The following is a 20,344-nucleotide window of genomic DNA, read 5'->3' as shown; positions in this document are numbered from 1 at the left end:
CAATCCCATAGATTAGATGATTACCCTACGATGCAAAGTAAATATAAATTAAGCGTTATTATCCCGTTATATAATGCCGGTAGTTACTTTCGTGACTGTATGGAGTCGTTAATTGCGCAGACCTGGAAAGATCTTGAAATTATTATTGTAAATGATGGTTCTACGGACTGCTCAGTCGATATTGCGCAATACTATGCAGAAAAATATCCCCATGTTCGGCTGCTGCATCAGGCCAACCAGGGTGTCTCTGTCGCGCGAAACCTTGGCCTGGATGTCGCTGTGGGGGATTACATCGCATTCGTTGATGCTGATGATGAAGTCTATCCGGAGATGTATGAGACATTGATGGGAATGGCCTTGCAGGACAACCTTGACGTTGTACAAAGCAACGCAGACTGGAGTTCGCGGGAAACATCCCGAGTCTGGGTATCCATTCCAACAGATCGTCTGCGTTCTACCGGTATTCTCTCCGGCCCAGACTGGTTGCGTATGGGGCTTGCTTCGCGCCGCTGGACGCATGTTCTCTGGATGGGGGTATATAGAAATGACCTTATTAAAGAACACAATATAAGATTTATCCCTGGATTACATCATCAGGATGTCATGTGGAGTACGGTGTTTATGTTTAATGCCACTCGTGCGAAATATACGGAAAAACCATTATATAAATACTACCAACACGATGGCTCAATTAGTCACATGAAGCGGCAGGGTGAAGCGAATTTAAACTATCAACGGCACTATATAAAGATCACTCGCCTGCTGGACGAACTTAATCATAGCTACGCTAACCGCATCACTATCTATCCTGAGTTTAAGCAACAAGTGATTTATGAGGGACTGCGAGTATGTCATTGTATTCGTAAAGAACCCGATCCACAGATCCGCCAGCGCATGATTGCTGAAGTATTTGTATCGGGTATGTTCAAGCGTATGGTGAGTAATATCTGCAGCGTAAAGCTGGGTTATCAGGTGCTGTTGTGGGCTATCCGTTTTAGCCAGTGGCGCGATAAATCATTGACGCCGCGCCGCCTGGCCCATTTAACGCTGGATAGTAAAGACTGATTATTGCCAGCCCTGCCACTGCAAGCGCATATACTGCACCAGCGTGCTTTGGGTGATGCTTTCGCCGAGCACGCTGAAGAAGCGGCTGGCGTACACCGGCTCTAACGGCTGCTTCGGTTTGCATAATTTCACCCCACGGAAAGGATTACGCGGCTCATCAGGCGTACCGTTCTTCGGTGGCGTGAGGTTTGGTCTGGAGGTATCCACCTGCGGTTCATTGAGCAGGCTGCTTGGGCGAACCAGCGTGATGTCGGCTGGCAGGCTATACAGCATCTGCTGCAGAACGCGAACCGTAGACGGGTGAGGGTGGCCAATGGCGATTGCGGAACCGTTGCGGCGCGCAAGCTCGACGGCACGATTAAACTGACGGCGAATATCGGCTTCGTTTTGCGTGTCATCCAGGAAGACTTTGCGTTTGATGACCTTCACACCGGTACCTGACGCTGCGCGCATTGCCTGGCTGTTACCGATGGTCATGCTGTCCAGGAAGTAGAGGTCGTAGCGTTCCAGCGCCTGCATCACCTTCTGCATGCCGAAAAGACTGGAGGTCATCGCGCTGCCCATATGGTTGTTCAGACCGACCGCATTCGGTACTTTGCTTACCGCGTCGCGAATGATCCTCTCAATCTCTTCGCTGCTCATTTCAGGGCGTAACGTGTCTTTCTCTAACGGCTGCTTGCTCAGCGGTGCCATTGGCAGATGGATTAAGACTTCATGCCCGCTGTTATGCGCTTTGATTGCCATTTCACGCGCATGTGGGGCGTTAGGCAGAACGGCAACGGAGATGGTAGAAGGCATCGCCAGTACCTGGTTTTCAGTGTGTGGGCGATAGCCGAAATCATCAATGACGATGGCGAGTTTGCCAGCAAATACAGGTGTTGCGAAGGCCAGCAGACTGGCGAGAGAGAGTAGTAGACGACGAAATTGTTGTGGCAAAACTTATCTTCCCAACCACGGCTGTGGATTGACCGCCTGACCCTGGCGACGAATTTCGAAATAGAGTGCCGGCCTGCCCTGACCGCCGCTGCTACCCACTAGTGCTATAGGCTGCCCGGCGCGAACCTGCGTACCGACGCTGACCAGTGCGCTCTGGTTATAACCGTACAGGCTCATATCGCCTTTACCGTGTTCAACGACGACCACCAGGCCATAGCCCTGCAGCCAGTCCGCCAGAATGACGCGACCATCGGCAATGGCTTTAACTTCGGTGCCTTCGGATGCGCCAATAACCATCCCCTTCCAACGTAGCTCACCCTGCAGCTGTTCGCCATAACGATGTAGAGTTGGACCACGAACGGGCCAAAATGCCTGACCGCGTGGCGAACCCAAACCGCCGGTACGCGACATCAGTGATTTTTCACTTTCGGTCGGTTTATAGGTTGAGCCTTTTCGTGACGCATCCTGTTGCTTATCGCGTACTGCCTGCGCCTCGCGTGCTTCACGTTCCGCACGCGCTTTGGCTGCGGCTTCGGCGCGGGCAATGCTGTTGCGCAGACGGGATTCGTTGGCGCGCATTTCGCCCAGTTGCTGTTGACCCTGTTGAATCGATGATTCCAGACTCGAAAGCGTTTTCTGGCGTTCGTTACGTGCCTGTTCCAGCTTAGCCTGCTGAGCGCGCTGTTCGTACAGTAGCGTCTGCTGTTCGCTCTGCTTATCTTCCAGCTCGGCTTTTTGCGAGTCGACCTCTTCGCGGGTTTGTTTCAATTGCGCGATAGTTTCCTGTCGCGCCTGGTTCAGATAGCCGAAATAGGCCTGCAGGCGTTGCCCGCGCTGGCTTTCTTCACCGCTAAGAATGAGCTGAATGCCGGTGTGTTCGCCCTGGCGAAAAGCTGCGTCGAGTTGGGCTGCCAGGCTGCGTTCTTGTGCGGCCCGCTGTTTTTCCAGCTTCGCGAGTGCTGCGTTCATCTCTGCGATTTGTGCATTCAGCTGCGCCAGTGAGTTTTGCGTTTCGCGCAACTGCCTTGCGGCAACGGCGATGGCTTGTTCCTGAGCTTTAAGCTGAGCGAGGAGGGTGGCGCGTTGTTGTTGCTGTTGACGTACCGCGCGTTCTTTTGCCGCGATATCGGCCTGAATAGATTTGAGCTGGTCGCGTTCGTCCGCGTGGGCGGAAAAGGCGCACAGCAATACGCCAGCGCTAAGCGCGCTGGCGTAGAACAAGGGCCTGACTGAAAACTTACGCGGTTTCACGGCCCGAGTGATGGTATTAATCGCCTTTCCCCTCATGGGGAGGGATTATTCCACGATGAACAGCGGCTTACCAGTCATCTCTTGCGGGATTTCCATACCCATCAGCGTCAGCATCGTCGGGGCGATATCAGAAAGTTTGCCGCCTTCGACTGCTTTAACGTTCTTGCCACCGACATAAATCAGCGGAACGGGCAGGTTGGTGTGCGCAGTATGCGCCTGACCGGTGGACGGATCGCGCATTTGCTCTGCGTTACCGTGGTCTGCGGTGATCAGCAACTGACCCCCAACGGATTCAACCGCTTTCGCGACCTGTTCAACGCAGTGATCCAGCGCTTCAACCGCTTTAACCGCTGCTTCCATCACCCCGGTATGACCAACCATGTCGCCGTTCGGGTAGTTACAAATGATGGTGTCGTATTTTCCGCTCTCAATCGCCGCAACCAGTTTTTCGGTCAGCTCAGCAGAGCTCATCTCCGGCTGCAGATCGTAGGTCGCAACTTTCGGCGAGTTGATCAGGATGCGATCTTCGCCTTTGAATGGCTCTTCTACGCCGCCGTTGAAGAAGAAGGTTACGTGCGCATACTTTTCGGTTTCGGAAATACGCAGCTGCGTTTTGTCGTGCTTCGCCATCCACTCGCCAAGGGTGTTAGCCAGAGATGCTGGTGGGTAAGCAACCGCAGTTTTGATGTCGGCCGCGTATTCGGTCAGCATCACAAAGTTGAGGTTAACGACTTTCTTACGGGCGAAGCCGTCGAAATCAGCGTTAACAAACGCACGAGTGATTTCACGCGCACGGTCAGCACGGAAGTTCATGAAAATCAGCGTATCGCCGTCTTCCATGGCGGCTTCAGCCTGGCCTTCAGCACGGATCACGGTCGCTTTCACGAATTCATCGTTTTCGTCGCGGGCATAAGCAGCCTGCAGGCCTTCAACCGCCGTAGCGAACTGGAACTCGCCTTTGGCCAACGTCATCAGGTCATAAGCCTGTTCAACGCGATCCCAACGGTTGTCGCGGTCCATCGCGTAGTAACGACCGATGATGGACGCTACGCGGCCTTTGCCCAGCGCGGCAAATTTCTCTTCGAATTTTTGCAGTGAATGTTCAGCGCTGCGTGGCGGAGTATCACGGCCATCAAGGAAAGCGTGCAGATAGATTTTCTCAGCCCCGCGTTCAGCAGCCATTTCTACCATCGCCATGATGTGATCTTCGTGGCTGTGAACACCGCCCGCAGAGAGCAGACCCATGATGTGTACCGCTTTGCCGCTATTTTTTGCCTGGTCGACCGCATTGGTCAGCACCGGGTTAGCGAAGAAAGTACGCTCTTTAATTTCTACATCCAGACGGGTCAGGTCCTGATACACGATGCGGCCCGCGCCCAGGTTGACGTGACCGACTTCGGAGTTGCCCATCTGGCGATCGGGCAGGCCAACTTCCAGGCCAGACGCATCAATCAGGGTATGCGGACGTTTTGCCCACAGGGCATCCATTACCGGGGTTTTGGCATTAAAGATGGCGTTATCCTGGCTGTCTTCGCGATAGCCATAGCCATCCAGAATCACCAGTACCATAGGTTTTTTAGAAACCGACATTGCGACAACCTCACACTTAATAGATAAAAAATAATTGCGTAATTTTACTACAGCTGAATCGATAAAGTAGCCCCGGAAGATCAAATAATCGACCAGAGCGCGCCGCAGAGGGCGTGGTTTTAGGTTTTTTTTTCCGTAGCGCCCCGCAAAAATGCAATCCAATGCACGCTCTGGCTGTATTTGCGCCAACGCGCAGGTATACTCCTTTCCTGGTTTTTTTAATCACTGAGTCGGGAGTTGTTACCCCCCATGCAAGAAATTATGCAATTTGTTAGTCGCCACCCTGTATTGAGTATCGCCTGGATTGCGTTACTGGCGGCTGTATTATTTACCACGTTTAAGAGCCTGACTTCCAAAGTGAAGGTGATTACGCGCGGAGAAGCCACACGTCTCATCAATAAAGAAGACGCCGTTGTCGTGGATTTACGTCAGCGCGACGACTTCCGCAAAGGTCATATCGCTGGCTCCACTAACCTGCTGCCGAGCGAAATCAAAGCCAACAACTTTGGCGAACTGGAAAAACACAAAAACAAACCTGTTATTGTGGTTGATGGTTCAGGCATGCAGTGCCAGGATTCAGCAACTGCGCTGATCAAAGCCGGTTTTGAGCAGGTGTCTGTACTGAAAGATGGCGTAGCGGGCTGGAGTGGTGAGAATCTGCCACTGGTTCGCGGCAAGTAATTTACCCGTCTTCTTTCATGCCGCAGGGTAAAAAGAACACTGGAGATAAGTCATGGCCAATATTGAGATCTATACCAAAGCAACCTGCCCGTTTTGCCATCGCGCAAAGGCGCTGTTAAACAGCAAGGGTGTGAGTTTCCAGGAGCTTCCGATTGACGGTGATGCCGTGAAGCGTGAAGAGATGATCAAGCGCAGTGGCCGTACTACGGTTCCGCAGATTTTTATTGATGCACAGCACATTGGTGGTTGTGACGACTTGTATGCGTTGGATGCGCGTGGTGGACTGGATCCGCTGCTGCGTTAAGGCGTACCGAAGTATTTAAAGGACAACACTAAAGGGTTTTCTCAACATGTCAGAACAAAATAACACTGAAATGGCTTTCCAGATCCAACGTATTTATACCAAGGATGTGTCTTTCGAAGCGCCAAATGCACCGCATGTTTTCCAGAAAGATTGGCAGCCAGAGGTTAAACTGGATCTTGATACCGCATCTACCCAACTGGCAGATGACGTGTATGAAGTAGTGCTGCGTGTCACCGTAACGGCTTCCCTGGGTGAAGAAACTGCGTTCCTGTGCGAAGTTCAGCAGGGCGGTATTTTCTCCATCAGTGGTATCGAAGGGACTCAAATGGCGCATTGCCTGGGCGCATACTGCCCGAACATTCTGTTCCCGTATGCCCGCGAATGCATCACCAGCCTGGTTTCACGCGGTACGTTCCCGCAACTGAACCTTGCGCCGGTCAACTTTGATGCGCTGTTCATGAACTATTTACAGCAGCAGGCTGGCGAAGGTACTGAAGAACATCAGGATGCCTGATGAACCAAAGTAATGCTTCAATGACTGTGATTGGTGCCGGCTCGTACGGCACCGCTCTTGCCATCACCCTGGCAAGAAATGGCCATCAGGTTGTCCTGTGGGGCCATGATCCTAAACATATCGCGACTCTCGAGCACGATCGCTGCAACGTCGCGTTCCTTCCTGATGTGCCTTTTCCCGACACGCTGCGCCTGGAAAGTGATTTAGCCACAGCGCTGGCCGCCAGTCGTAATATTCTGGTGGTGGTGCCGAGCCACGTCTTTGGCGAAGTGCTGCGTAACATCAAACCATTGATGCGTTCTGACGCACGACTGGTCTGGGCGACAAAAGGTCTGGAAGCGGAAACAGGGCGTCTGCTGCAGGATGTCGCGCGTGAAGCGCTGGGGGACTCAATTCCACTGGCGGTTATTTCCGGCCCGACGTTTGCCAAAGAGCTGGCTGCGGGCATGCCGACGGCGATTTCTCTGGCCTCGACGGACGACACCTTTGCTGACGATCTCCAGCAGTTGCTGCACTGCGGCAAAAGCTTCCGCGTATACAGCAACCCGGATTTCATTGGCGTACAGCTTGGCGGTGCGGTGAAAAACGTCATTGCCATTGGCGCAGGGATGTCTGACGGCATCGGTTTCGGCGCGAATGCACGAACCGCATTGATCACCCGTGGGCTGACCGAAATGTCTCGTCTTGGTGCGGCGCTGGGGGCCGATCCTGCCACCTTTATGGGGATGGCGGGTTTAGGCGATCTGGTGCTGACCTGTACCGACAACCAGTCGCGCAACCGTCGTTTTGGCATGATGCTCGGCCAGGGGATGGACGTGCAGGGTGCGCAGGACAAAATTGGCCAAGTGGTTGAAGGCTATCGCAATACGAAAGAAGTTCGTGAATTGGCGCACCGTTTTGGTGTTGAGATGCCAATAACCGAGGAAATTTATCAAGTATTGTATTGCGGAAAAAACGCGCGCGAGGCAGCATTGACGTTATTAGGCCGTGCACGCAAGGACGAGCTGAGTCGCCACTAGCTGTAAGGAACTGTTGAATATAACGACCCGATCCGCGAAGAACGGATCGGTCGTTTTGCTACCTTCTGGAGTACGCAATGCCGTGTGAAGAACTGGATATCGTCTGGAAAAACATTAAAGCGGAAGCCCGGGCACTGGCGGAATGTGAGCCAATGCTGGCCAGTTTTTACCACGCAACGCTGCTCAAGCATGAAAATCTCGGCAGTGCGCTAAGCTATATGCTGGCGAATAAACTCGCTTCTCCAATCATGCCCGCCATTGCGATTCGCGAAGTCGTAGAAGAGGCCTACGCGGCCGATCCTGAAATGATTGCCTCAGCGGCCTGCGATATTCAGGCAGTACGCACGCGTGACCCGGCTGTCGATAAATATTCCACTCCACTGCTGTATCTGAAGGGCTTTCATGCGCTTCAGGCCTATCGTATCGGTCACTGGCTGTGGCATCAGGGGCGTCAGGCGCTGGCGATATTCCTGCAAAATCAGGTGTCCGTTACCTTCCAGGTAGACATTCATCCGGCGGCAAAAATTGGTCGTGGGATTATGCTCGATCACGCCACCGGCATTGTGGTCGGTGAAACCGCGGTGATTGAAAATGACGTCTCTATTCTGCAATCCGTCACGCTGGGCGGGACCGGTAAAGCCGGCGGTGACCGCCACCCGAAAATTCGTGAAGGCGTGATGATCGGCGCGGGAGCAAAAATTCTCGGCAACATTGAAGTCGGGCGCGGCGCGAAGATTGGCGCAGGTTCGGTCGTGCTACAGCCCGTACCGCCGCATACCACCGCCGCAGGCGTACCAGCGCGCATCGTCGGCAAGCCTGACAGCGATAAACCGTCTATGGATATGGATCAGCATTTCAACGGGATACATCATACGTTCGAATACGGCGATGGAATCTGATTTCGAGCTATCTTACTTGTCATCTTGAACCCGGGCTGTGCTCGCCATCCTCACGTACTACGTGTACGCGAAGGTCGGCAAGCGCAGTCCGTGTCCAACCTGACTGCTCCGATAACGCTCGAAAAATAATGGTAAATTCTTTCGTAGGTCGGATAAGGCGTCAGCCGCCATCCGACAAAAATCAACTACGCAATACCGCGCCGGGATAACCTAACTGGCGCCAGGCCTCATACACCACCACCGACACCGCATTCGACAGGTTCATGCTGCGACTGTCCGGCATCATCGGAATACGAATTTTTTGTTCAGCTGGCAGTGCGTCGAGGATGCTGGCTGGCAGACCGCGAGTTTCCGGGCCAAACATCAGATAATCCCCATCCTGATAGCTTACCGCGCTATGCGCTGGCGTACCTTTGGTGGTCAGGGCAAACAGACGTTGCGGATTTTCTGCGGCGACGAAGGCGGCGTAATCAGGGTGGCGTTGCACGGCGGCAAATTCATGGTAATCCAGCCCCGCGCGGCGCAGGCGCTTGTCGTCCCAGGTAAAGCCCATTGGCTCAATAATATGCAGACGAAAGCCGGTGTTGGCGCAAAGACGGATAATATTGCCGGTATTTGGCGGGATTTCTGGTTCGAATAATACGATGTTTAGCATGCTGCCCCCTTAAGTACGGGGCAGCATAGCAAATTAACGTTTACGCCGCATTTCCACGTTTGGGCTGCATCGGGTAGTCAGCCACCTGTTTGCCCAGTTCTTGTACCAGTGAATCACGGCTGATTTCGCTAATCGATTTTGCACCGGTCAGAGTCATTGCCACCTTCATCTCTTTCTCGATCAGATTCAGCAGATTCGTCACCCCGGCCTGACCGTGGGTGGCCAGCGCGTACAGATAAGCACGTCCCAGCAGAACGCTATCTGCGCCCAGCGCAATCATGCGTACGACGTCCAGGCCGTTGCGGATCCCACTGTCTGCCAGAATGGTGATATCGCCTTTTACCGCATCGGCAATGGCGGGTAGCGCGCGAGCTGAAGACAGCACGCCGTCTAACTGGCGACCACCGTGGTTAGAGACAACAATACCATCCGCGCCAAAGCGTACGGCGTCTCGGGCATCTTCGGGATCGAGGATCCCTTTGATCACCATCGGACCATCCCAAAATTCGCGGATCCACTCGAGGTCTTTCCAGGAAATCGACGGGTCGAAGTTATTCGCCAGCCAGCCGATGTAATCCTCAAGACCGGTAGGTTTACCAAGATAAGTCGAGATATTACCTAAATCATGTGGGCGACCGTTCAGGCCAACGTCCCATGCCCACTGTGGATGGGTGACTGCCTGCCAGTAGCGGCGTAGTGCGGCATTTGGGCCGCTCATCCCGGAATGTGCGTCACGGTAGCGTGCGCCCGGTGTTGGCATATCGACGGTAAAGACCAGCGTGGAGCAACCCGCCGCTTTGGCGCGCTCCAGCGCGTTGCGCATAAAGCCGCGATCGCGCAGAACATATAGCTGAAACCACATCGGACGTTTGATGGTTGGAGCGACCTCTTCAATCGGACATACGGATACCGTGGAAAGCGTAAACGGAATGCCTTTGGCATCAGCGGCGGCGGCGGCCTGAACTTCGCCCCGGCGCGCGTACATGCCACACAGACCGACAGGTGCAAGGGCCACCGGCATGGAGAGCGTTTCGTTGAACAGCTTTGTCTCCAGGCTCAGGTCGGACATATTCTTCAGCACGCGCTGGCGCAGCGCCACCTCCGACAGGTCTGCCACGTTACGGCGCAGAGTGTGCTCTGCATACGCCCCACCGTCTATATAGTGGAACAAGAAGGGGGGTAGGATGCGCTGGGCTGCGGCGCGATAGTCGCTGGCTGCTGAAATAATCATGCGTTGTTCTCCCTGCTATTCTCACCAGGGTCACCGGGCAGGCGGGTGATACGCGCCTGGCGGGCCTGATCTTCATCAAATCGTTTAATCGTGGTGTGGACAAAACTGAGGTGCGCCATCATTGCTTTACGCGCTCCGTCGGCATCTCCGGCAACAATCGCATCCAGGACGGCCTGATGCTGCGCCGTCAGTTGCGAAAATACGGGCGGCACAAGGTACATACGCTGGCGGCTCTGTTTCACCGAAGACTGCAATACGTCGAAGAAACCGCGCATGGTCTGTAACAGCACCACGTTGTGCGAGGCTTCCGCAATGGCGAGATGAAAGCGAACGTCTGCCTGCGAGGCGAGATCTGGATCTTCGCTTTGTGTGGCCTCGAAACAGAGTCTGATCTTCTCTTTGTCGGCAGCAGTGGCACGCATAGCTGCATGCCAGGCGGTGCTGGCTTCGATGGCGTGGCGGGCTTCCAGAATATCGAAACTGTAATCAGGATCGTCCGCCAGCAGGGTTTTCAGCGGCTGAACGATGTTTTGTTCAGACCATGCTTCATGCTGCCAGCGGATAAACGTCCCGCCGCCACGACGGCTAATCAACACACCTTCACTCACCAGCTTGGCTAACGCCTCGCGCAGCGAGTTGCGCGATACGCCGAGCTGTACGGCCAGTTGGCGCTCAGCGGGCAACTTCATGCCCGCCTCCAGCTGTTGTTCTTCAATCAGCGCCCGCACACGAGATGCGACTTCGTCTGACAGGCGTCTGGGCATCACTATCATGGAATCATCCAGGTTAAGACATAGGCCTGCAGCGTGGTAATCACACCCACCATGCAGGTGAAAATCAGGCTGTGCTTCACGGTAAAGCGGAACAGATCAGACTCTTTCCCCACTAATCCCACTGCCGCACAGGCGATAGCGATAGATTGCGGAGAGATCATCTTGCCGGTCACGCCGCCGGTGGTATTTGCGGCCACCATCAGCACATCCGAAACGCCGATTTGCTGAGCGGCCGTGGCCTGCAGGGCGGCGAACAATGCGTTTGATGAGGTGTCGGACCCGGTCAGGAATACCCCCAGCCAGCCGAGGAATGGCGAGAAGAAGGTAAACGCGCTGCCGGTGTGCGCCAGGGCCAGTGCCAGGGTGGATGAAAGCCCGGAGTAGTTAGAGATAAACGCGAACGCCAGCACCATCCCGATGGAGTAGATAGGCAGCGCCAGATCTTTCAACGTGCTGCCAAAGGTCTGCAGCGCAGCAGATGGCTTCATCTTCAGCCAGACGATAGACAGCAGGGCGGCAAACAGTATTGCGGTACCGGTCGCGGAGAACCAGTCAAATTTGTACACCGCCGCGTAGGCCGTGGCTTCGTGTACGACCGGCGGCATACGGGCAACCAGCTTGTCGAGGAACGGAACCGGAATATTGACCACCCAGTGGTACATCGCGCCGCCGGGCGCAAACAGTGCTTTAAACGGCGGTATGCTCCACAGCGTGACGGTAGCGGTCAGGAACAGGAACGGTGACCAGGCGCGTACCACCTGCCCAGCGGTGTAGCGGGTGCGCGACAGGTCCATATCGACCTGCGAAGCGCCCATATCGCCAAAACGGAAGATGCGTACCGGCTGCCAGCGTTTCAGGAACAGCGTCAGACACACCAGTGAGACCAGAGAAGAGATAATGTCCGGCAGTTCCGGCCCGATAAAGTTAGAGCTGAGATACTGCGCGATAGCAAACGAGCCGCCAGCGACCATCACCGCAGGCCAGGTTTCTTTGACGCCGCGCCAGCCATCCATAATCGCCATAATCCAGAACAGCACGATAATGGTCAGGAACGGCAGCTGACGCCCTACCATCTGGCCAATCTCGAAGCTGTCCAGTCCGGTAACCTGACCGGCAACCAGAATCGGAATGCCCATTGCGCCAAAAGCGACCGGCGCGGTATTTACGATCAGGCACAAACCTGCCGCATACAGCGGGTTAAAGCCAAGACCAACCAGCAGTGCGGCGGTAATCGCTACCGGAGCGCCAAAGCCTGCCGCTCCTTCGAGGAATGCCCCAAAGGAGAAACCAACAATCAGCATTTGCAGACGCTGGTCTGGGGTAATCGAGAGTATCGAGGAGCGGATAATGTCGAACTGCCCGGTCTTCACCGAGATTTTATAGACGAATACCGCGGCGATAATGATCCAGGCAATCGGCCACAGACCATAGAAGAAACCGTACACTACGGATGCCAGAGCGTGATCGACCGGCATTTTGTAAAACAGCAGGGCGACCGACAAAGCGATCACCACCGTCCATGACGCCGCAACATAGCCTTTGAGCTTGAGCTTAATCAGGGCGAAGAAAAAGAACAGGATAGGGAGCGATGCGATCAGACTGGAAAGCCAGATGTTACCGGCCGGGTCGTAGTTCTGTTGCCAGAGATTCATTGCAGGTCTCCTGGGGGCCGCCGACATAATGGAATGAGTCTGTGCTCATCTCCAGGTCACATTATGTGTAAAAGTGGCCCTGCCAATATTGTTGTGTAGGGGTAATGACAATGAATGGTTAATCAAATGTTATTTATTGGCAACGGTATTGTACGCACATTTTAATGAAATGTGAGGTGCTGGTAGGATCTGGTTAAAATTGGTAGGGCCAATTGCGAGGGGAAATGAAGGACCGGGCAAGCGGATGTTGCCCGGTGGGAGATTAGAACTCGCTCTTCGCGAAGCCCGTCATCTCTTTCAGGCCCATTTCACGGCCAAGCTCGGTCATCGGGTGGACGACGATCAGGCCGCGCACGCTCTTCTTCAGTTTGCCCATGTCAGCCTGCTCTTTTTTGGTGATGGCCCGACGGAACGGAAGTTTTGTCAGCTTTTGCGCTTCTTTGCTCAGCTTCTGGCTGTGAACTTCACGCAGGCGTGCGATCTCGGCTTCCAGAGTTTCTTTCTCTTTTTCCAGCTCGGCGTATTTGTCGGCGGCTTCAACCAGGGACAGGTCTGCCTGCTGGTGGCGAATAGCGTCCAGACGATCGCTCAGGCGTTTAATTTCGTTTTTTTCGACTTCTTTCATAGGATAGCTTCTGATAAAAATAGGATGAATATCCTATAGTATGCGCGCAGAGCGGGATTATTCACAACTGCTCGAAGATAAATAATCAAATACCGTAAGTATTAATTAGCTAATGATAATGTTACTGCATTGATTAACAAGGAGTTTTAAGCGATAAGATCGGCCGTGGTGCTTTTTATTGGCGTGTTCGTGGTGAAGCACGTTTTCCTCAATATAAACACCCAACTGATCCTAAACTTAAATGATCAACCGCACAGGCTGAGCGCGGTTAATACATGGAGGAGGGAAGATTATGGCGAAAATAGGTGAGAACGTTTCGGTCCTGATTGATAAAACTGTCGATTTTATGGCTTCAAGCCAGGCTTTTCGCGAATATTTGAATAAAACACCGCCGCGCAACGTTGTCCCTTCAGAAATACCGCAGGAAAACGCGCAGCTGTATCTGCAACGTCTGGCGTACTATCGGCAGCTGTATCGACCGCAGCAGGAAGAGAAATAAGCAAACATCGTCTTATTTTTGAAAGGCTTTTTTTAAGCTGATTTTAGAAATCAGCTCGGTCAGGGAAAGGACCATGGTGGATCGTACCATCTGCTGGTAACGCTGGATCTGCATGGCATGCAAACCAGAGTCTGAGGTATCAAACTGGGGTGGCGGCGGGAGTGCCGTCACGCAGTGAAGTTCACCAAACGGTCCAAGAATTTCGTCGTCGGTGAATGCGTATTCGTTGCCGTCGTGATTCAGCTCCTCCCGCAGCGCCATCAGGAGCTCCGCATCTTCGTACTCCGGGCGACTGAGTACGCCCAGGCCGTAGATTAACTTCAGACGAACAGAAAGATCGCCCAACGGACCATCGCCGTCGAGCAGCGGTTCTACGGCGTATTTCACCGCATAGTCGTCTTTGCGAAATACCTGAAGCACAAGGATATTCACCGCCTCGGTGAGCAGTTCTACGGCGGTGATGAGGAAGCTGCGTACGGTTTTGCCAGCATTCAGACGCTCAAGCACACGATTTTCAAAGGCCTGCGTTTGTTCCATTATTGCCTGCATATCTGACAATCTATTATTCAGGCGCAGGATATCCTGCGCCAGGTCCTGCATCATTTCTTTGCGTTATACGCGTTAACAGCCTCAAGCACGACATCACTGTTGGCATCCAGCCCGGAAACTTGCGCCAGCGCGGCCTGTGGACCTTTTTCGTCAATCAGTGCGGCCAGTTCCTGTGCCTGCGGATCTTCTTCGCTGCGATAGTGCATCGCTGCCGCAATACCGGTAACCAGATTCGCATGCGGCAAACCATATTCCAGCGTACCCAGCAGTGGTTTAATCAGGCGGTCGCCTGCGCTAAGTTTACGCAGCGGCTGACGACCCACACGCTCAACGTCATCTTTCAGATACGGGTTTTCAAAACGGCCGAGGATTTTCTGAATGTATGCCGCATGTTTTGCTGCATCAAAGCCATAGCGTTTGATCAGTACCGCGCCGCTCTCTTCCATCGCACCTTTTACCACTGCGCGGATTTTCTCGTCGAGAATCGCGTCACGGATGGTCTGATGACCGGTCAATTTTCCGAGGTACGCGGTTATAGCATGCCCGGTGTTCAGCGTGAAGAGTTTACGTTCGACAAATGCCATCAGGTTATCAGTTAATTCCATTCCTGGGATATTTGGCAGTTCACCTTTGAACTGTGTTTTGTCGACAATCCACTCACTGAAGGTTTCTACGGTAACTTCCAGCGGATCGTTGGTTGCTGAAGCCGAAGGCGGAACAATGCGGTCCACGGCAGAATCGACAAAGCCAACATGTTCTTCAACCCAGGCTTTATCTTCATCTGCTAACGCGTTCATTACATGGCCTTTCAACTGAGTCGTTCCGCGCACCATGTTTTCACAAGCGATGATATTTAGTGGAGTAGTGATTCTCTGCGCCTTGCGTTTAACCAGCCCTTTGGCGATGGCCGGAGCGATACGCTCAAGCACGACCGGACCGACGGCGGTAGTGACTAAATCTACGTGGGCAATCAGTTCAACAACATCATCGCCGATGCTGCTCACGGCGTTGACACCGGAGACGGTATCAACCTGCTCGTTTTCACCCACGACATGAACCTGATAGCTATGACGGGCATTCAGGGCATCGAGCACGACCTGATTTACATCCGCGAACGTCAGCTGTATCCCCGCGTCCGCCAGCAGTTTGCCGATAAAGCCACGACCGATATTACCTGCGCCAAAATGTAATGCTTTCATAGTATTAACCTTCATTAATGTTTTTACCCAAGAGGGCTGGGGTGAGGCTTTTCCCTCAACCTAACCCTCTCCACAAGGGAGAGGATATCGCCTTCATATTTCGAACTGCAGATGCGTTGGCTCTCCTCGCTCACCCCAGTCACGTACTTATGTACGCTCCTAAGGATTCACTGCGTTGCCGCCTTCCTGCAGCTCGAACTATTTTGGAGATACTTAAGCGTTAAGCTTTTTTACCCGCCAGCAGTTCCAGAACTTCATCCACGCTGGTGGTATGGGCCAGACGTTCGATCACGGATTCATCATCCAGAGCGTTGGTCAGGCTGGTAATCACCTGGATGTGCTCGTTGTTACGCGCTGCGATGCCAATCACCAGGCGGGCAATATCGTCTTCTTCTTCACCGAAGCGAACGCCTTCCGGGTACTGGCAGAACACCACACCGGTTTTCAGCACGCGGTCTTTGGCTTCAACCGTACCGTGCGGTACTGCGATGGACTCACCCAGGTAAGTCGGGGTCAGTTTTTCACGGTCCAGCATCGCCTCAACGTATTCTGGCTCAACGTAACCGCCTTTCACCAGTTGCTCACCAGCAAAGCGAATCGCTTCTTCTTTGTTAGCCGCTTTACGGCCAAGGAAGATGTTCTCCGCACCCAGTTTGAACAGGTGGGTATCACCCTCTTCAAAGCTGTCTTTCAGGTGGTCGCGAACTTTCTCCTCGTTCACGTTGTGGCGCTGCGCAGCGACCAGACGTTCGGTCAGGTTGGAGTACAGGCCACTGTCGAGGAAGTTGGTCAGCGAAATGTGCTGTGCCTGAGGCACCTGGCGCATCGCGCGTTCAGTCAGGTCACGGTGGGTAATGACCAGATCCACATCCGGCGGCAGATTGTTAATCGCGCTGTTAGTGACGGAAATCTGAGACAGCCCCGCATCCTGCACTTTCTTACGCAGTACGCCCGCACCCATGGCGCTGGAACCCATACCAGCATCGCAGGCAACGATGATTTTACGCACATGGCTTAGGTCGTTGGTTACATCGCCAGCCGCCAGCGGAGATGCGCCTTTGGATTCCGCTTTCATGTCGTGCATACGACGGGTTGCGGCATCAATGTCATCATCTTCTTTCACTTTGCTGGTTTTCAGCAGAATGGCTGAGACCACAAAAGAGACTGCCATAGCCGCGCAGATAGCAGCGATGTTAGCGAAGTAAGCACCCTTCGGCGTCATTGCCAGCACGGCCAGGATAGAACCCGGAGACGCCGGAGAAACCAGACCGCCGTTCAGGATAGTCAGGGTAAATACGCCAGTCATACCGCCGAGAATAACGGCCAGGATCAGGCGCGGGTTCATCAGAACGTACGGGAAGTAAATTTCGTGGATACCACCCAGGAAGTGGATGATAGCCGCGCCGCCTGCAGACTGCTTAGCGCTGCCGCGACCGAAGAACATGTACGCCAGCAGGACGCCCATACCCGGACCCGGGTTAGCTTCAATCAGGAAGAAGATGGATTTGCCCATCTCATGGGACTGCTGAATACCCAGCGGTGAGAAAATACCGTGGTTAATGGCGTTGTTGAGGAACAGGATTTTCGCCGGTTCAACGAAGATAGATGCCAGCGGCAGCATGTCATGGACAACCATGAAGTTAACGCCTGCCGCCAGAATTTTTGACAGCGCTTCAACCAATGGGCCAATGCCAAGGAATGCCAGAATGGCGAGGATCATACCGATGATGCCAGCGGAGAAGTTATTCACCAGCATCTCAAAACCGGATTTGATCTTACCGTCTACCCAGTTGTCGAAATGTTTGATAGCCCAGCCGCCCAGCGGACCTGCGATCATCGCGCCGAGGAACATTGGCATATCTGCACCGACGATAACGCCCATGGTGGTGATAGCGCCAACCACGCCGCCACGCTCGCCGCCAACCAGCTTACCACCGGTATAACCGATCAGCAGCGGCAGCAGATAGGTGATCATCGGGCCGACTAGCTTCGCCAGCGTTTCGTTCGGCAACCACCCTGTCGGAATGAATAATGCGGTGATAATACCCCACGCGATAAACGCGCCGATATTTGGCATCACCATGTTGCTGAGGAATCGACCAAAGCTTTGCACCTTGATCTTAATATCGGATGACATAAAAACACCCCTTCTTATGTTTGCTATCGCGCAGGCTGAAAGCCCGAGGTTTGTTAATGTAGCGGCAGGAGGTAGCCGGACCCTGTAGATACTGCGAAATCTGGCACTGAATCGTTCAACTGTCCAGTCGACGGCCTTTTATGTGACATTCGTCACGTAAATATAGGGTGTATGGCGTTAGTTAATGTGATTTGCATCACAAATTAACGGTACAAAAAAACATCACAGGGTTAGATTTAATGAAAAATGGGGATTAAATGTGAACTAATTCACATTTTTGGTTTTGCTGTTTGTTGAATCTTTGTGATGTGGATCGCAAAGTATTTTTATCTGGATTTGAGCAGATGTGATCTGCGGCAGATTCTACTCCTGACATTTTTATTGCAAAACAAAGCAACTTCTCGCCAGAAAAAATATTTTTTTTGTGATATGGCGAAAACCCCTAACTGCAGTTATGTTCAAAACATCAGCCAGGGTGCATACGGCTGCCGGCATAAAAAAACTCTAATTAGCGTGAATTCGAGGCAGGTATGTTTCTAAATTATTTCGCACTGGGCGTGCTGATCTTCGTTTTTCTGGTTCTGTTTTACGGAATCATCGCCATTCATGATATTCCCTATAACATGGCTAAAAAACGTAACCATCCCCATGCCGATGCCATCCATACTGCAGGATGGGTGAGCTTGTTCACTCTTCATGTTATTTGGCCGTTCCTGTGGATCTGGGCCACGCTCTACCAGCCTGAAAAGGGATGGGGAATGCAGTCACACATCACACCGACCGGAAAGGAGTCAGACCCTGAGATTGCCGCGCTGGCAGCGCGAATCACCCAGTTGGAAAAAAGACTGGATGGGGAGAAAAAAACCGATAACTCCACCTTTCCGGAGATTTAATCATGGATTTGTTGATAGTCCTGACCTATGTGGCCTTTGCCTGGGCCATCTTTAAAATATTCCGTATTCCGGTAAACCAATGGACGCTTGCTACCGCTGCATTAGGTGGGGTGTTCATTGTTGCGGGATTGATTTTATTAATGAACTATAACCACCCGTATACCTTTACGGCGCAAAAAGCGGTTATTTCAATTCCGGTCACTCCGCAAGTCACAGGAATTGTTAGTGAGGTAACGGATAAGAATAATCAGCTCATTAAAAAAGGCGATGTGCTGTTTAAGCTCGATCCGGTACGTTATCAGGCGCGTGTAGACAGACTGCAGGCCGACCTGGTAACCGCGACGCATAATATCGACAACCTAAAAGCGCAACTGTCGGAAGCGGTCGCTAATACTACCCGCGTGTCTGCGGAACGTGATCGCCTGTATAAGGATTATCAACGTTATTTGAAAGGCAGCCAGGCGAAGGTTAACCCGTTCTCTGAAAGCGATATCGATAACGCCCGGCAAAACTATCTGGCACAGGATGCGCTGGTCAAAGGCTCGGTGGCAGAACAGACGCAGATTCAGAGTCAATTAGACAGTATGGTCAACGGGGAGCAATCTCAGGTTGCATCCCTGCGTGCCCAGCTCGCCGAGGCTAAATATAATCTTGAACAGACGGTAGTTCGTGCCCCCAGCAACGGTTATGCCACGCAGATTTTAATTCGTCCGGGGACTTACGCAGCAGCATTACCTTTGCGTCCGGTAATGGTGTTTATTCCTGAACAAAAACGGCAAATCGTGGCGCAATTCCGCCAGAACTCGCTGCTGCGCCTTAAACCAGGCGATGAAGCGGAAGTGGTGTTTAACGCGCTGCCTGGCCAGGTTTTCACCGGCAAGCTAACCAGTATTCTTCCGGTCGTTCCGGGTGGTTCTTATCAGGCGCAGGGGGCGTTACAGTCCTTAACGGTGGTGCCGGGTACCGATGGCGTGCTGGCAACAATTGAGCTGGATCCGAATGCCGATGTGGATGCGCTGCCGGACGGTATCTATGCCCAGGTCGCGGTCTATTCTGACCATTTCGCCCACGTGTCGGTAATGCGTAAAGTGCTGCTGCGCATGACCAGTTGGATGCATTACCTTTATTTGGATCATTGAGACTGCCATCACCTGCCATTTTCAGTGACCTGAGCCATACTAAGCGGTGTCCCACTATCGTTGGGCACCGCTTTTTTGTTGGCAAAAAGGACCCGGCATGAAACTCATTGGCAGCTATACCAGCCCTTTTGTGCGTAAAATTTCGATTCTGTTACTGGAAAAGGGCATCACTTTCGAATTTGTGAATGAACTCCCCTACAACGCGGATAGCGGCGTGGCGCGCTATAACCCGTTAGGCAAAGTACCTGCGTTGGTCACCGATGAGGGCGAGTACTGGTTTGACTCTCCTGTCATCGCGGAATATATAGAGCTACTGGATATTGCACCAGCCATGCTGCCGCGTGATCCGCTGGCTGCGCTGAAGGTACGCCAGTTGGAAGCGTTGGCAGACGGTATTATGGATGCCGGTTTAGTTTCGGTGCGCGAACAGGCTCGCCCTGCAGCGCAGCAGTCAGAAACTGAATTGTTACGTCAGCGTGAGAAGATCACCCGTAGTCTGGATGTGCTGGAAGGTTATCTGGAGGGCGGTACACTGAAAACGGATACGGTTAACCTGGCAACCATTGCGATTGCCTGCGCCGTCGGTTATCTCAATTTCCGTCGGGTCGCACCTGGCTGGTGTGTGGACCGTCCGCGTCTCGTCAAACTGGTGGAAACACTCTTTCAACGCGAGAGTTTTGCCCGTACAGAACCGCCAAAGGCTTGATGCGTATTATGTCCGCCTGAGCAAAGT

General features: G+C 53.1%; 21 protein-coding genes. 10 read left to right on the top strand and 11 right to left on the bottom strand.

Annotated features, from left to right (window positions below; genetic code table 11):
* Nucleotides 1–30 precede the first annotated feature (30 nt).
* Entirely contained in the window at nucleotides 31–1,065 is a 1,035-nt protein-coding gene (locus tag OGY71_RS15460; protein WP_003827319.1) for a glycosyltransferase, read from the top strand.
* Here OGY71_RS15460 and OGY71_RS15455 read toward each other — a convergent pair whose 3' ends face one another.
* From OGY71_RS15455 to gpmM, 3 genes are read right to left on the bottom strand one after another with little or no spacing between them, the layout of a single operon-like run.
* Entirely contained in the window at nucleotides 1,066–2,001 is a 936-nt protein-coding gene (locus OGY71_RS15455) for a divergent polysaccharide deacetylase family protein (RefSeq protein ID WP_003827321.1), read from the bottom strand. It abuts the gene before it with no gap.
* Between the two features lie 3 nt (nucleotides 2,002–2,004).
* A complete protein-coding gene (gene envC, locus OGY71_RS15450) occupies nucleotides 2,005–3,264 on the bottom strand; it encodes a murein hydrolase activator EnvC (RefSeq protein ID WP_231504629.1) in 1,260 nt (419 codons plus the stop codon).
* Between the two features lie 33 nt (nucleotides 3,265–3,297).
* A complete protein-coding gene (gene gpmM / locus OGY71_RS15445; RefSeq protein ID WP_003827325.1) occupies nucleotides 3,298–4,842 on the bottom strand; it encodes a 2,3-bisphosphoglycerate-independent phosphoglycerate mutase in 1,545 nt (514 codons plus the stop codon).
* Nucleotides 4,843–5,091: 249 nt separating this feature from the next.
* On the opposite strand from gpmM, the gene OGY71_RS15440 reads away from it, so the two are divergent.
* The 5 genes from OGY71_RS15440 (at nucleotide 5,092) to cysE (ending at nucleotide 8,259) form a co-directional block, all read left to right on the top strand.
* On the top strand, nucleotides 5,092–5,523 hold the full coding sequence (locus tag OGY71_RS15440) for a rhodanese-like domain-containing protein (protein ID WP_003024148.1): 432 nt from the start codon (nucleotides 5,092–5,094) through the stop codon (nucleotides 5,521–5,523).
* A gap of 52 nt (nucleotides 5,524–5,575) precedes the next feature.
* Nucleotides 5,576–5,827, top strand: coding sequence for a glutaredoxin 3 (grxC, locus tag OGY71_RS15435; RefSeq protein WP_003024152.1), 252 nt, complete (start codon nucleotides 5,576–5,578; stop codon nucleotides 5,825–5,827).
* A gap of 46 nt (nucleotides 5,828–5,873) precedes the next feature.
* Nucleotides 5,874–6,341, top strand: a complete 468-nt coding sequence (gene secB, locus OGY71_RS15430; RefSeq protein ID WP_003024155.1) for a protein-export chaperone SecB — start codon at nucleotides 5,874–5,876, stop codon at nucleotides 6,339–6,341.
* Nucleotides 6,341–7,360 carry an NAD(P)H-dependent glycerol-3-phosphate dehydrogenase gene (gpsA, locus tag OGY71_RS15425; RefSeq protein WP_003827328.1) on the top strand — a complete coding sequence of 340 codons (1,020 nt, stop codon included), beginning with the start codon at nucleotides 6,341–6,343 and terminating at the stop codon, nucleotides 7,358–7,360. Before secB ends, gpsA begins: the two co-directional genes overlap by 1 nt.
* Before the next feature lie 77 nt (nucleotides 7,361–7,437).
* Nucleotides 7,438–8,259 (top strand): serine O-acetyltransferase, encoded by an 822-nt coding sequence (gene cysE, locus OGY71_RS15420; RefSeq protein ID WP_003024160.1) that lies wholly within the window; start codon nucleotides 7,438–7,440, stop codon nucleotides 8,257–8,259.
* 181 nt (nucleotides 8,260–8,440) lie between these two features.
* Here the strand turns inward: cysE and trmL are convergent, their stop codons facing one another.
* The 5 genes from trmL to OGY71_RS15395 all read right to left on the bottom strand — a co-directional run bounded on the left by trmL (nucleotide 8,441) and on the right by OGY71_RS15395 (nucleotide 13,195).
* On the bottom strand, nucleotides 8,441–8,914 hold the full coding sequence (gene trmL / locus OGY71_RS15415; protein WP_032945354.1) for a tRNA (uridine(34)/cytosine(34)/5-carboxymethylaminomethyluridine(34)-2'-O)-methyltransferase TrmL: 474 nt from the start codon (nucleotides 8,912–8,914) through the stop codon (nucleotides 8,441–8,443).
* Between the two features lie 40 nt (nucleotides 8,915–8,954).
* Nucleotides 8,955–10,145, bottom strand: coding sequence for an FMN-dependent L-lactate dehydrogenase LldD (gene lldD, locus OGY71_RS15410; RefSeq protein WP_149335516.1), 1,191 nt, complete (start codon nucleotides 10,143–10,145; stop codon nucleotides 8,955–8,957).
* Nucleotides 10,142–10,918: a transcriptional regulator LldR gene (gene lldR / locus OGY71_RS15405; RefSeq protein WP_003827331.1), complete on the bottom strand. Its 777-nt coding sequence runs from the start codon at nucleotides 10,916–10,918 to the stop codon at nucleotides 10,142–10,144. Before lldR ends, lldD begins: the two co-directional genes overlap by 4 nt.
* Nucleotides 10,915–12,570 carry an L-lactate permease gene (gene lldP / locus OGY71_RS15400; RefSeq protein WP_003827332.1) on the bottom strand — a complete coding sequence of 552 codons (1,656 nt, stop codon included), beginning with the start codon at nucleotides 12,568–12,570 and terminating at the stop codon, nucleotides 10,915–10,917. The genes lldR and lldP overlap by 4 nt, the downstream gene beginning before the upstream one ends.
* Nucleotides 12,571–12,832: 262 nt before the next feature.
* Nucleotides 12,833–13,195 carry a YibL family ribosome-associated protein gene (locus OGY71_RS15395; RefSeq protein ID WP_003827333.1) on the bottom strand — a complete coding sequence of 121 codons (363 nt, stop codon included), beginning with the start codon at nucleotides 13,193–13,195 and terminating at the stop codon, nucleotides 12,833–12,835.
* Between the two features lie 292 nt (nucleotides 13,196–13,487).
* Here OGY71_RS15395 and OGY71_RS15390 point away from each other — a divergent pair, with 292 nt between their 5' ends.
* On the top strand, nucleotides 13,488–13,694 hold the full coding sequence (locus tag OGY71_RS15390; protein ID WP_003827334.1) for a hypothetical protein: 207 nt from the start codon (nucleotides 13,488–13,490) through the stop codon (nucleotides 13,692–13,694).
* 12 nt (nucleotides 13,695–13,706) lie between these two features.
* Here the strand turns inward: OGY71_RS15390 and mtlR are convergent, their stop codons facing one another.
* From mtlR to mtlA, 3 genes are all read right to left on the bottom strand, one after another.
* Complete coding sequence (gene mtlR, locus OGY71_RS15385; RefSeq protein ID WP_003024179.1) at nucleotides 13,707–14,294, bottom strand: mannitol operon repressor MtlR; 588 nt, start codon at nucleotides 14,292–14,294, stop codon at nucleotides 13,707–13,709.
* Entirely contained in the window at nucleotides 14,294–15,442 is a 1,149-nt protein-coding gene (gene mtlD, locus OGY71_RS15380; RefSeq protein WP_003827336.1) for a mannitol-1-phosphate 5-dehydrogenase, read from the bottom strand. Before mtlD ends, mtlR begins: the two co-directional genes overlap by 1 nt.
* Nucleotides 15,443–15,662: 220 nt before the next feature.
* Entirely contained in the window at nucleotides 15,663–17,579 is a 1,917-nt protein-coding gene (gene mtlA / locus OGY71_RS15375) for a PTS mannitol transporter subunit IICBA (protein WP_003827337.1), read from the bottom strand.
* A gap of 530 nt (nucleotides 17,580–18,109) precedes the next feature.
* Between mtlA and OGY71_RS15370 the strand changes: the two genes are divergently transcribed.
* From OGY71_RS15370 to OGY71_RS15360, 3 genes are all read left to right on the top strand, one after another.
* On the top strand, nucleotides 18,110–18,472 hold the full coding sequence (locus OGY71_RS15370) for a DUF3302 domain-containing protein (protein ID WP_003827338.1): 363 nt from the start codon (nucleotides 18,110–18,112) through the stop codon (nucleotides 18,470–18,472).
* A gap of 2 nt (nucleotides 18,473–18,474) precedes the next feature.
* On the top strand, nucleotides 18,475–19,611 hold the full coding sequence (locus tag OGY71_RS15365) for an HlyD family secretion protein (RefSeq protein ID WP_003827339.1): 1,137 nt from the start codon (nucleotides 18,475–18,477) through the stop codon (nucleotides 19,609–19,611).
* 97 nt (nucleotides 19,612–19,708) lie between these two features.
* Entirely contained in the window at nucleotides 19,709–20,317 is a 609-nt protein-coding gene (locus OGY71_RS15360) for a glutathione S-transferase (RefSeq protein WP_286613462.1), read from the top strand.
* Nucleotides 20,318–20,344: the final 27 nt, after the last annotated feature.

Origin of the sequence: Citrobacter sp. Cpo109, assembly GCF_030332565.1 — a bacterium.
Lineage (GTDB): Bacteria > Pseudomonadota > Gammaproteobacteria > Enterobacterales > Enterobacteriaceae > Citrobacter > Citrobacter portucalensis.
Note: the sequence above shows the minus strand (reverse complement) of the source record. Positions and strands in the feature narration are given on the sequence as shown.